The organism is Brachymonas sp. J145 (genome assembly GCF_036312245.1).
In the GTDB taxonomy this organism is placed as follows: Bacteria; Pseudomonadota; Gammaproteobacteria; order Burkholderiales; family Burkholderiaceae_C; genus Brachymonas; species Brachymonas wangyanguii.
This window is the reverse complement of record NZ_JAZDCI010000006.1, coordinates 123,598-135,027: the sequence shown is the minus strand read 5'-3', so window position 1 is coordinate 135,027 and position 11,430 is coordinate 123,598. Positions and strand designations below refer to the sequence as shown.

Genomic DNA, 11,430 nt, shown 5'->3' with positions numbered 1-11,430 from the left:
GAGGCCTCGGGGTAGAACACCTTGGTCATGCCCTCGATCACGCCCAGCGCCAGGCCGGTCAGGATGGAGCCGAGGATGGAGCCCATGCCGCCGATCACTACCACGGCGAAGACGACGATGATCAGGTTGGAGCCCATCAGCGGGCTGACCTGCAGCACCGGGGCCGCCAGCACGCCGGCAACGGCTGCCAGTGCCACGCCCAGGCCGTAGGTCAGGGTCACCATCAGCGGCACGTTGATACCGAAGGCCTCGACCAGCTTTGGGTTCTCGGTACCGGCACGCAGCAGGGCGCCGAGCTTGGTCTTCTCGATCACGAACCAGGTGCCCAGGCAGACCACCAGCGAGGCGAACACGACCCAGGCGCGGTAGTTGGGCAGCACCATGAAGCCCAGGTCGGTGGAGCCGCGCAGCAGCTCAGGGGCGCTGTAGGAGAGGCCGGAAACACCATACTGGGTACGAAGCAGGCCTTCGACCACCAGCGTGATGCCGAAGGTCAGCAGCAGGCCGTAGAGGTGATCCAGCTTGTAGAGGTGCTTGAGGAAGAGTTTCTCGATGACGATGCCGAGCAGGAAGACGACCAGCGGCGAGAGGAACAGCATGACCCAGTAGCTGAGTCCCAGGTATTGGCCGCCCATCCAGGCGAGCATGGCACCAAGCATGAACATGGCGCCGTGGGCGAAGTTGACGACGTTGAGCAGGCCGAAGATGACGGCCAGGCCGAGGCTGAGCATGGCATAGAAGGAGCCATTGACCAGTCCGATCAGCAACTGGCTCAGAATGCCTGCCAGGGGGATGCCGAATATTTCCATGGGGATGCAGTATTCAGGGGGAGAGGGCGCCGGGCCGCCAGAGCGGGGCCCGGCATGTCAGCACACTGCCGCCGCAGCGGCAGTGGCCGGATCAGGACTTCTTGACGAAGCTGCAGGTGGAGTTGGCCAGCGGGGTGTAGGCTTCTTCGCCCGGCACTGCCTTCACTTCCTTGTAGTAGTCCCAGGGCTCCTTGGACTCCTCGGGCGTCTTGACCTGCATCAGGTACATGGTCTGCATCAGGCGGCCGTCTTCACGCACCTTGCCATCCTTGACGAACATGTCGTTGATCGGCGTGCTCTTGATCACTTCCATCACCTTGTCGCCATCGGTGGTGCCGGCGGTCTTGACGGCGTTCAGCCAGGTGGTGGTGGCGGAATAGTCGGCGGCCTGCAGCATGCTCGGCATGCGGTTGAACTTCTCGTAGAAGCGCTTGGCGAACTTGCGCGTGTCGTCGTTCTGGTTCCAGTACCAGCTGGTGGTCACCAGCAGGCCTTGCGCATCCTTCAGGCCCAGGCTGTTCACGTCGTTGATGAACACCAGCAGGCCGGCCAGCTTCATGTCCTTGGTCAGGCCGAATTCGTTGGCTGCCTTCACGCTGTTGATGAAGTCACCACCGGCGTTGGCCAGACCCAGCACCTGGGCGCCGGACTGCTTGGCCTGCAGCAGGAAGGAGGAGAAGTCGGAGTTGCCCAGCGGCACGCGCACCGAGCCCAGCGACTTGCCGCCACCGGCTTCCACGATGGTGGTGGTGTCCTTCTCCAGCGAGTGGCCGAAGGCGTAGTCGGCGGTCAGGAAGTACCAGTTCTTGTCGCCACGCTCGATCAGGGCCTTGCCGGCCACGCGCGCCAGGGCCACGGTGTCATAGGCGTAGTGCACGTTATAGGGCGTGCAGTCCTCGTTGGTGATGCGTGCAGAACCGGCACCGATGATGAAGTAGGGCTTCTTCTTCTCGGCCATGATCTTGGCCGTGGCCAGGGCGGTGGCGGAGTTGGTGCCGCCAATCATCATCTGCACATTGCTCTGGTCCAGCCACTCGCGTGCCTTGGAGGCTGCGATGTCGGCCTTGTTCTGGTGGTCGGCGCTGACCAGCTCGACCTTCTTGCCCAGCACTTCGCCGCCAAAGTCGTCAATCGCCATCTGGATGGCTTCGGCACCGGCCTTGCCGTCCACGTCGGAGTAGACGCCAGACATGTCGGTGGTGAAGCCGACGCGGATCACGTCGCCGCCAGCCGCCGGAGCGGCTGCCGTAGCGCCGCTGGCACCGGATGCCGCCGGAGCGGTGGTGCTGGCCTGCTTGCCACAGGCGGTCAGCATCAGGACCGATGCAGCGATCGCGGTCAGGGTAGCGGTTTGCTTGATTTTCATGGTGTGTCTCCTGGGGTGTGTAATTGGAGTGCGTGGGTGAAAAAATGGGAAAAAGAAGGTGGGTGGATCAGACGCCAAGCAGCTGGTTGAGCACGGGCATCTTTTCCTGCAGCTGGTCAGAAGAGAACTGCTCGATGATCTCGCCGTGCTCCATGACGTACATGCGGTCGGCCAGCGGTGCGGCGAAGTGGAAGTTCTGCTCCACCATCACCACCGTGTAGCCCTTCTCCTTGAGCATGGTGATCATGCGTGCCAGCGCCTGCACGATCACCGGCGCCAGGCCTTCGGAGATCTCGTCGAGCAGCAGCAGGTTGGCGCCGGTGTGCAGGATGCGCGCCACCGCCAGCATCTGCTGCTCGCCACCGGACAGGCGCGTGCCCGGGCTGTTCTTGCGACGCTCCAGGTTGGGGAACATCTCGTAGATTTCCTTGGTGTGCATCGGCGGCTGGGGCTGCTTGCTGCGCACGCGCGGCGGCAGGTAGAGGTTTTCCTCGCAGCTCAGGCTGGCAAAGATGCCGCGCTCTTCCGGGCAGTAACCCACGCCCATGTGGGCGATGCGGTAGGTGGGCATGCGGATGGTCTCTTCGCCATTGATGCGGATCGAGCCACGGCGCTTGCCGGTCAGGCCCATGATGGCGCGCAGCGTGGTGGTACGGCCGGCACCGTTGCGGCCCAGCAGGCTCACCACCTCGCCCTTGTTCACGGTCAGGTTGACGCCATGCAGGATGTGCGATTCGCCATACCAGGCGTGCAGGTCCTTGATCTCCAGCACCGGGGTGGTGCTGCTGCTGCGGGTGGTAGACACGGGTTCGGTCACGGCTTGCATCTCAGTGGGCTCCCTGCAGTTCGCCGGCAGTGGTGCCCATGTAGGCCTCCATCACCTGGGGGTTGTTGGAAACGGTGAGCAGCTGGTTGAGCACGGGCATCTTTTCCTGCAGCTGGTCAGAAGAGAACTGCTCGATGATCTCGCCGTGCTCCATGACGTACATGCGGTCGGCCAGCGGTGCGGCGAAGTGGAAGTTCTGCTCCACCATCACCACCGTGTAGCCCTTCTCCTTGAGCATGGTGATCATGCGTGCCAGCGCCTGCACGATCACCGGCGCCAGGCCTTCGGAGATCTCGTCGAGCAGCAGCAGGTTGGCGCCGGTGTGCAGGATGCGCGCCACCGCCAGCATCTGCTGCTCGCCACCGGACAGGCGCGTGCCCGGGCTGTTCTTGCGACGCTCCAGGTTGGGGAACATCTCGTAGATTTCCTTGGTGTGCATCGGCGGCTGGGGCTGCTTGCTGCGCACGCGCGGCGGCAGGTAGAGGTTTTCCTCGCAGCTCAGGCTGGCAAAGATGCCGCGCTCTTCCGGGCAGTAACCCACGCCCATGTGGGCGATGCGGTAGGTGGGCATGCGGATGGTCTCTTCGCCATTGATGCGGATCGAGCCACGGCGCTTGCCGGTCAGGCCCATGATGGCGCGCAGCGTGGTGGTACGGCCGGCACCGTTGCGGCCCAGCAGGCTCACCACCTCGCCCTTGTTCACGGTCAGGTTGACGCCATGCAGGATGTGCGATTCGCCATACCAGGCGTGCAGGTCCTTGATCTCCAGCACCGGGGTGGTGCTGCTGCTGCGGGTGGTAGACACGGGTTCGGTCACGGCTTGCATCTCAGTGGGCTCCCTGCAGTTCGCCGGCAGTGGTGCCCATGTAGGCCTCCATCACCTGGGGGTTGTTGGAAACGGTGGCGTAGTCGCCTTCGGCCAGCACGGCACCATGCTGCAGCACGGTGATGGTGTCGGCGATGGTGGAGACGACTTTCATGTTGTGCTCGACCATCATGATGGTGCGGCCGGCGGAGACCTGCTTGATCAGGTCGGTGACGTGGCCGACGTCCTCGTGGCCCATGCCCTGGGTCGGCTCGTCGAGCAGCATCAGCTCGGGTTCCATCGCCAGGGTGGCGGCGATTTCGAGGGCGCGCTTGCGGCCGTAGGGCAGGTTGACGGCGAGCTCGTCGGCGAACTGTTCCAGCTTGACTTCGGCGAGCAGCTGCATGCAGCGGTCGTTGAGCTGGTTCAGCACCTTTTGCGGACGCCAGAAGTGGTAGGAGACGCCGAGCTTGCGCTGCATGCCCAGGCGGACGTTTTCCAGCACGGTCATGTGCGGGAAGACGGCGGAGATCTGGAAGGAGCGCACGATGCCCTTGCGTGCGATGGAGGCAGGTTCCTCGCCGGTGATGTCCTGGCCGTTGTAGATGATCTGGCCGGAGGTGGGCTTGAGGAACTTGGTCAGGAGGTTGAAGCAGGTGGTCTTGCCGGCACCGTTGGGGCCGATCAGGACGTGGATGTCACCGCGCTGGACCTGGAGGTTGACCTTGTTGACCGCCACGAATCCCTTGAACTCCTTGGTCAGGTTTCTGGCTTCGAGAATGATGTCGCTCATCGTGCTGTGTACCGGTTGGGTAAGAACCGGCGCAGTCTACGATGCAAAAAAGCACGGTCGAACTCAGGTTTTCCCTGACACTTGCCTGACTCATGATATGTGTGCTGAAGGCTTCAGCAGCCGTCATAGCAAAGCCTAAGGGATTACCCGTTGTGCACAAATTCCTGATTGTTACATTTGGCGTGGCTGTTGCATGGGCGATAACTCCCTGATACCAGTGAGATTAGTCGCTGCCGAACAGGTCGCGCGTGTAGACCTTGTGGGCCACATCGTCCAGCAGCGGGCTGTGGCGGTTGGCCAGGATCACGTCGGCCTGCTGCTTGAAGGCGTCCAGGTCGCGCAGCACGCGCGAGTTGAAGAAATGCGATTCATCCAGTGCCGGCTCGTAGACGATGACCTCGATGCCCTTGCCCTTGATGCGCTTCATGATGCCCTGCACGCTGGACGAGCGGAAGTTGTCCGAGCCGGTCTTCATGATCAGGCGGAACACGCCGACCACGCGCGGCTCCTTGCGGATGATTTCGTCGGCGATGAAATCCTTGCGTGTGATGTTGGAATCGACAATCGCGCGGATCAGGTTTTGCGGTACGTCGCGGTAGTTGGCCAGCAGCTGCTGCGTGTCCTTGGGCAGGCAGTAGCCGCCATAGCCAAAGGACGGGTTGTTGTAGTGCTTGCCGATGCGCGGATCCAGGCCGACGCCCTCGACGATCTGGCGCGTGTCCAGACCGTGCGTGGCGGCATAGGTGTCCAGCTCGTTGAAGTAGGCCACGCGCATCGCCAGGTAGGTGTTGGAGAACAGCTTGACCGCCTCGGCTTCGGTAGAGCCGGTAAACACCACCGGCACGTCCTGGCGCAGCGCGCCTTGTTGCAGCAGGCCGGCAAACTGGCGTGCGCGTACCGAATCTTCGCCGATGATGATGCGCGAGGGGTGCAGGTTGTCGTGCAGCGCCTTGCCTTCACGCAGGAATTCGGGCGAGAAGATCAGCTGCTCGGTGCCGAGTTCGCGCCGCATGCGGTCGGTAAAGCCGACCGGGATGGTGGACTTGATCACCATCACCGCCTGCGGTGCCAGCTGCATCACCTGGCGGATCACCACCTCGACCGAGCTGGTGTCAAAGCTGCCGGTTTCGGGGTCGTAGTCGGTCGGCGTGGCGATCACCACGTAATCGGCCTGGCGGTAGGCGTCCTGCGCATCCAGCGTGGCACGCAGCTGCAACGGCTGGTGCTGCAGGTAGTGCTCGATGTCGGCATCGGCAATCGGTGACTGGCCGGCGTTGATCAGGTCTACCCGCTGCGGCACGATGTCCAGCGCCACCACTTCATGGTGCTGGGCCAGCAGTACCGCAATCGACATGCCCACGTATCCGGTTCCGGCAATCGCAATCTTCATGGTCTTCCTTCGGCATTTGCTGCGGTGCACCAAGGTGACCGCCTGCAGGCATGGTATGAATCCGCTGTGGCAGGTTCGTGAAGGCTATTTGTCGTTTGCGTGACATGCGCTTGTCGGCTTGACAAGGGCTGTCGCGATTGGTTAGGGTGTACGGCTTTGTTCCTGAAAGACCCGATGGCATCCCAACCTTCCCTGCTGAACAACAGCGAGCTGGCCGACCGCGTCGCCGAGCTGGTGCAAGACGCCTCGCCCGAAGCCTTGCGCGCGCTGCTGCGTACCCTGCACCCGGCCGATATCGCCGGCGTGCTGGAAGGCCTGCCCAAGCGGCAGCGCCTGCGCGTGGCCGCCGAGCTGGAGCCAGCGGCGCTGGGCGCGGTGATGATCGAGACCAGCGACAGCGTGCGCGAGCAGCTGATTGGCGCGACCAAGGCGCAGCGGCTGGCCGAGGCGATCCACGGCCTGGATCTGGATGCGCTGGCCGACCTGTACGACCGCTTGCCGCCGCAGGTGATGCAGGCGGTGGTGCGCGACATGAACGCACAGCGGCGTGAACGGCTGGACCAGCTGCGCCAGTATCCGGAAGACAGCGCCGGCGGCATGATGGATGCGGATGCGATCGTGGTCCGCGACGACATGCGCCTGTCGGTGGTGCGGCGCTATCTGCGCATGATGCGGCGCAAGCAGCAGAACGTGATGCCGGCGACGACCGACAGCCTGATGGTGATCGATGCCGCCGGGCGTTTCCAGGGAGTGCTGTCGCTGGTTGATCTGGTCTCGCTAGGCGGTGACAAGCTGGTGCGCGAAGTCATGGATACCAGTGTCGAGGGCGTGCCGGTGACGATGCCGGCGACCAAGGTGGCGCGCCGTTTCCGCGACCGCAACTGGGTCTCGGCACCGGTACTCGATGACCAGGGGCAGCTGCTGGGCCGGATCACGATTGACGACATGGTGGACGTGCTGGAGGAAGAGGCCGAGCACAGCGCGCTGGCCGCAGCCGGCCTGGATCAGGAATCGGACCTGTTCGAGCCGGTCGGCCGCAGCGTGCGCTCACGCGCCATCTGGCTCGGTGTCAACCTGTTCAATGCCCTGATCTCGGCCTGGATCATTGGCCGCTTTGGCGGCGCGATCGAGGCGATGGTGGCGCTGGCGGTGCTGATGCCGGTGGTGGCCAGCATGGGCGGCGTGGCCGGCAACCAGACACTGACCCTGGTCACGCGCGGCCTGGCGACCGAGCAGGTGAGCCGGCGCAACACCGGCGCGCTGATGCGGCGCGAGCTGGCCGTGGCCACGCTCAACGGCCTGTTCTGGGCGATGATCGTCGGTGCGGTGGCGCTGGTCTGGTTTGACAAACCGGCGTTGGCGGCGGTGTTTGCCATTGCGGTGTTCATCAACTTGGTCAACGGCACGCTGAGCGGCGCCATGATTCCGCTGCTGCTGCAGCGCCTTGGACTGGACCCGGCACTGGCCGGCGGCGTGGTGCTGACCATGCTCACCGATGGCATCGGTTTTGGCGTGTTCCTGGCGCTGGCGACGCTGTTCATGCTGTAAGCCGGGCGTTCAGAGCTGCTCGAGCAGCGCCTGCACCACGCGCGGCACGCCGGTAGCGGCGCGTTCTTCCACGATAAACAGTTCACGGTCTGCCACGGACGGCCCCAGGTTCGGGTGCGGGTCGATCAGCACGCAGAGCGCATCGTCCGGTGCAAATTCGACCAGCCCGGCAGCCGGATAGACCTTGAGCGAGGTGCCGATCACCATCACGATGTCGGCATCGCTGATCAGGTCCACGGCGTCCTCTATCAGCGGCACCGGTTCGCCAAACCAGACGATGTGTGGGCGCATCGGGGCGCCGGCCGGATCCTTCATGTCCGGTGGCTGGTCGCCATGCCATTCGATCACATGGGCTTCGTCATCCTGGCTGCGCAGCTTGGTCAGCTCGCCGTGCAGGTGCAGCACGCGACTGCTGCCGGCGCGCTCGTGCAGGTTGTCCACGTTCTGCGTCACGATGTAGACATCGCAGGCCTCTTCCAGCGCGGCCAGGGCGTAGTGTGCCGAATTGGGCTGCACGTCACGCAGCTGGCGGCGGCGCGCGTTGTAGAAATCCAGCACCAGCTGCGGGTCGCGGGCAAAGGCCTCGGGCGTGGCCACGTCTTCCACGCGGTGGCCTTCCCACAGGCCGCCGGCACCGCGGAAGGTATCGAGTCCGCTGTCGGCGCTGATGCCGGCGCCGGTCAGCACCACGCAGCGCTTGCGGGAGGGGGTGTCCGATGTAGTCATGCCCTGATTGTGCGCGATTCCGGCGATGTCTGCCTGGTAACAGGGCCGTGTGCAGGCCGGATAATGGCAGGGTTGTCGCCACCCAGAAGGAAACCCCATGCGCCTGCCGATCCGACGTCCCGAACCGCTGCTGCTGGGCATGGCGCTGCTGGCGACCATCGGCCTGTGGCTGTTCATTGCCGTGGCCGAAGAAGTGTTCGAAGGCGAAACCGGCGCACTCGACCGTGCCATTCTGCTGGCCATGCGTGACCCCGCCAACCTGCAGCAGGCCGCCGGTCCGGCCTGGCTGGATCAGGCCGCGCGCGACATCACGGCGCTGGGCAGCACCTCGGTGCTGAGCCTGCTGGTGATCCTGGTCGTGCTGTTCCTCTGGCTGCTGGGGCGGCGCGGCATGGCGCTGTATGTGCTGCTGTCCACCTCGCTGGGCACTGGCCTGTCCTTTCTGCTCAAGGCGCTGTTCCAGCGGCCGCGCCCGGACCTGTTTCCGCACGGCGATACCGTGCTGACCACCAGTTTTCCCAGCGGCCACGCCATGATCTCGACACTGGTCTACCTGACGCTGGGCGTGCTGCTGGCGCGGCTATTGACCGAGCGCCGGCTGGAGATTTTCGTCGTCTCCTCGGCGATGCTGGTGGCGCTGCTGGTCGGGCTCAGCCGCGTCTACCTGGGCGTGCACTGGCCGACCGATGTGCTGGCCGGCTGGGCCGGTGGTGCCAGCTGGGCATTGCTGTGCTGGACGCTGGCGATGTGGGTCTGGCCGGGATTTGGTCTGCGCGACAGCCGCTGAGGCTCAGCCGGCGCGCACCAGCCAGCGCCGCAGCCAGCCACTGCCGGCATCAACCAGCAGCGACAGCAGCAGCATCGCCAGGATCACGCCGGCTGCCTGCGCGTAGTTGAACAGCGACAGCTCCACATAGAGCAGCTGGCCGAGCCCGCCGGCGCCGACAAAGCCGAGCACGGCGGCCATGCGGATATTCATTTCCCAGCGGTACAGCGTGTATGCCAGCAGCTGTGGTGCCACGGCGGGCAGCGTGCCGTACAGGAATCCTTGCCAGCGCAGCGCGCCACTGTGCTGCAAGGCGGCGGAAGGTTGCGGCGGTGTGTTGTCCAGTGCCTCGCCATAGAGCCGGCCGAGCACGCCGGCGGTATGCAGCGCCAGCGCCAGCGTGCCGGCAAAAGCGCCCAGGCCGACTGCCAGCACTGTCAGCGTGGCCCAGACCAGTTCCGGCACCGAGCGCAGCACGTTGTTGACCATGCTCCAGAGCGGGCGTGGCCGTGCCAGCGCCAGCAGCAGCCCGAGCACGGCGGCGATCAGCGTGCCCATCACCGACATCGCCAGCGTCTCCCAGCTCGCCTGCAGAATCGTCAGCCACCAGTCCGGCGACAGGTCAGGTGGGAAAAAGCCGGCGACGAAATCGCGCATCGATTCCAGCGCGCCCTCGGCCCAGAGCAGGCTCCAGTCGATCTGCAGCAGGCGCAGGCTGGCCCAGACGCCAATCGTGCCCAGCAGCAGCGTCAGCAGGGTGCGCCAGCCAAAAGGTGCGTGCCGTGCCGCCGGTGGCGTATCGAGCCAGTGGCGCAGCCGGGACGAGAGCAGATCCGCCGCTGTGACCAGCAGCAGGAAGGCGATCAGGATGCTGGCGGCTTCGCTGCCGTTGAGCATTTTCATGGCCTGGTCCATCAGCTGGCCCAGGCCACCGGCACCGACAAAGCCCATCACCACCGAGGCGCGGATCGCGCATTCCCAGCGGTAGACGGTGTACGACACCAGTTCGCGTGCGGCCAGCGGCAGCACGCCGTACAGCAGCGCCAGTGGTCGCCGTGCACCGGCATGGCGCAGCGCCAGGGCCGGCTGTTGCGGCACCGATTCGAGAATCTCGGCATAGACCTTGCCGAGCATGCCGCCGTAGGTCAGGCCCAGTGCCATGATGCCGGCCGCCGGACCGAGGCCGAACACGCGCACGAACACCAGCGCCCAGACCAGCTCCGGGATGCTGCGCAGCAGCGTCAGGATGGATCGGCTCAGCGGGTTGCGTTGCAGCCGGGTGCGTGCCGCATTGCTGGCCAGATAGCCGAGCGGAATCGCCAGCAGCAAGGCCAGCAGCATGCCGACGGTGGCAATCGCCAGTGTTTCCAGCGTTGCCTGCCAGAGCAGGCCGAGGAAAAAGCCCTCGGTCGAGGGCGGCAGAAAGCTGCCCAGGAACAGGCCCATGGTTTCCAGATTGGCCGGGTCCAGCAGCAGGGCCGGCTGGATCTGCGCGGTGCGCCACAGCGGCCAGAGGATGACGATGGCGGCGATCAGCCAGCCGATCCGGCGTGGCGCGGCGGGATCGCGCAAGGCGTGGTGACGAGCTTCTGCCATGTCAGCAGTGGCCCACCTGGATCGTGGCCTGCATCGCCTGTGCAGCAGGCGCGGCCTCGGGCGATTCGCCGGCATACAGCTGTTGCAGCAGCGGCTGCGTGACCTCGGCGGCCGGCAGGTCAAAGGCGATGCGGCCTTCGCGCACGCCGACGATGCGGTCAAAGCAGCGCAGCGCCAGGTCCACCGCGTGCAGGCTGGTCACCAGCGTGGCCTGGCGCGCCCGCGCATCATCCACCAGCAGCTGCACTGTGGCCAGCGCCAGCGTCGGGTCCAGCGCCGAGACCGGCTCATCGGCCAGCAGCAGTTCCGGTGCCTGGTACAGCGTGCGGGCGATGCCGACACGCTGCAGCTGGCCGCCGGAGAGCTGGTCGCAACGGCTGAACAGCTTGTCGGCCAGTTCCAGCCGCGCCAGCGTCTGTTGCGCACCGGCCATGTCCTGGGGATACGCCAGCGACAGCAGGCTTTTCCACCACGGCCATTGGCCGAGCTTGCCGGCCAGCACGCTGGTGACGACGCGCTGGCGCGCCGGCAGCGGGGGTGCCTGGTGAACCATGCCGATGCGGCTGCGCAGCTGGCGCAGTGCACTGCCGCTGCTGGGCACGGGTTCGCACAGGAGTCGAACCTGTCCGCTCGTGGGCGCCAGCGCTGAGCCGAGCACGCCGAGCAGCGAGCTCTTGCCGGCGCCGGACGGTCCGACCAGCGCCAGGCACTCGCCTTGGCGCGCCGACAGCGTGATGTCGCTCAGGCCGGCATGGCCGTTGGCATAGCGCAGGCCGACCCCTTCAAGTGCGAAGGCCATGCGGTG

Annotated in this window: 11 protein-coding genes; 2 read left to right on the top strand and 9 right to left on the bottom strand. The window is 65.3% G+C overall.

Annotated elements, in window-relative coordinates:
• The 6 genes from V1261_RS07660 to V1261_RS07635 all read right to left on the bottom strand — a co-directional run.
• Positions 1-809: branched-chain amino acid ABC transporter permease (locus V1261_RS07660; protein WP_329771092.1), on the bottom strand; the 809-nt coding region annotated here is incomplete at its 3' end.
• Between the two features lie 91 nt (positions 810-900).
• Positions 901-2,124 carry an ABC transporter substrate-binding protein gene (locus V1261_RS07655; RefSeq protein ID WP_442877950.1) on the bottom strand — a complete coding sequence of 408 codons (1,224 nt, stop codon included), beginning with the start codon at positions 2,122-2,124 and terminating at the stop codon, positions 901-903.
• Between the two features lie 118 nt (positions 2,125-2,242).
• The gene (locus V1261_RS07650) at positions 2,243-3,001 is read right to left on the bottom strand and encodes an ABC transporter ATP-binding protein (RefSeq protein ID WP_329771088.1); all 759 of its coding nucleotides are present in this window, start codon (positions 2,999-3,001) and stop codon (positions 2,243-2,245) included.
• Between the two features lies 1 nt (position 3,002).
• A complete protein-coding gene (locus tag V1261_RS07645) occupies positions 3,003-3,827 on the bottom strand; it encodes an ABC transporter ATP-binding protein (protein ID WP_329771086.1) in 825 nt (274 codons plus the stop codon).
• A gap of 1 nt (position 3,828) precedes the next feature.
• Positions 3,829-4,599, bottom strand: a complete 771-nt coding sequence (locus V1261_RS07640; protein ID WP_329771084.1) for an ABC transporter ATP-binding protein — start codon at positions 4,597-4,599, stop codon at positions 3,829-3,831.
• Between the two features lie 223 nt (positions 4,600-4,822).
• On the bottom strand, positions 4,823-5,989 hold the full coding sequence (locus tag V1261_RS07635) for a nucleotide sugar dehydrogenase (RefSeq protein WP_329771082.1): 1,167 nt from the start codon (positions 5,987-5,989) through the stop codon (positions 4,823-4,825).
• Between the two features lie 174 nt (positions 5,990-6,163).
• Between V1261_RS07635 and mgtE the strand changes: the two genes are divergently transcribed.
• Complete coding sequence (gene mgtE / locus V1261_RS07630) at positions 6,164-7,537, top strand: magnesium transporter (RefSeq protein WP_329771080.1); 1,374 nt, start codon at positions 6,164-6,166, stop codon at positions 7,535-7,537.
• A gap of 9 nt (positions 7,538-7,546) precedes the next feature.
• Here the strand turns inward: mgtE and V1261_RS07625 are convergent, their stop codons facing one another.
• Positions 7,547-8,263, bottom strand: coding sequence for an SIR2 family NAD-dependent protein deacylase (locus V1261_RS07625; protein ID WP_329771078.1), 717 nt, complete (start codon positions 8,261-8,263; stop codon positions 7,547-7,549).
• 97 nt (positions 8,264-8,360) lie between these two features.
• On the opposite strand from V1261_RS07625, the gene V1261_RS07620 reads away from it, so the two are divergent.
• The gene (locus V1261_RS07620; RefSeq protein ID WP_329771076.1) at positions 8,361-9,050 is read left to right on the top strand and encodes a phosphatase PAP2 family protein; all 690 of its coding nucleotides are present in this window, start codon (positions 8,361-8,363) and stop codon (positions 9,048-9,050) included.
• Between the two features lie 3 nt (positions 9,051-9,053).
• Here V1261_RS07620 and phnE read toward each other — a convergent pair whose 3' ends face one another.
• Positions 9,054-10,625 carry a phosphonate ABC transporter, permease protein PhnE gene (gene phnE, locus V1261_RS07615; RefSeq protein WP_329771074.1) on the bottom strand — a complete coding sequence of 524 codons (1,572 nt, stop codon included), beginning with the start codon at positions 10,623-10,625 and terminating at the stop codon, positions 9,054-9,056.
• Position 10,626: 1 nt separating this feature from the next.
• Positions 10,627-11,424, bottom strand: coding sequence for a phosphonate ABC transporter ATP-binding protein (locus V1261_RS07610; RefSeq protein WP_329771072.1), 798 nt, complete (start codon positions 11,422-11,424; stop codon positions 10,627-10,629).
• Positions 11,425-11,430: the final 6 nt, after the last annotated feature.

What these genes read in the sequence shown, in the direction of transcription:
- V1261_RS07650 (WP_329771088.1), bottom strand. Translation starts at nt 3,001, where the DNA reads ATGCAAGCCGTGACCGAACCCGTGTCTACCACCCGCAGCAGCAGCACC.
- phnE (WP_329771074.1), bottom strand. Translation starts at nt 10,625, where the DNA reads ATGGCAGAAGCTCGTCACCACGCCTTGCGCGATCCCGCCGCGCCACGC.
- V1261_RS07610 (WP_329771072.1), bottom strand. Translation starts at nt 11,424, where the DNA reads ATGGCCTTCGCACTTGAAGGGGTCGGCCTGCGCTATGCCAACGGCCAT.
- mgtE (WP_329771080.1), top strand. Translation starts at nt 6,164, where the DNA reads ATGGCATCCCAACCTTCCCTGCTGAACAACAGCGAGCTGGCCGACCGC.
- V1261_RS07620 (WP_329771076.1), top strand. Translation starts at nt 8,361, where the DNA reads ATGCGCCTGCCGATCCGACGTCCCGAACCGCTGCTGCTGGGCATGGCG.
- V1261_RS07625 (WP_329771078.1), bottom strand. Translation starts at nt 8,263, where the DNA reads ATGACTACATCGGACACCCCCTCCCGCAAGCGCTGCGTGGTGCTGACC.
- V1261_RS07655 (WP_442877950.1), bottom strand. Translation starts at nt 2,124, where the DNA reads ATGCTGACCGCCTGTGGCAAGCAGGCCAGCACCACCGCTCCGGCGGCA.
- V1261_RS07640 (WP_329771084.1), bottom strand. Translation starts at nt 4,599, where the DNA reads ATGAGCGACATCATTCTCGAAGCCAGAAACCTGACCAAGGAGTTCAAG.
- V1261_RS07645 (WP_329771086.1), bottom strand. Translation starts at nt 3,827, where the DNA reads ATGCAAGCCGTGACCGAACCCGTGTCTACCACCCGCAGCAGCAGCACC.
- V1261_RS07635 (WP_329771082.1), bottom strand. Translation starts at nt 5,989, where the DNA reads ATGAAGATTGCGATTGCCGGAACCGGATACGTGGGCATGTCGATTGCG.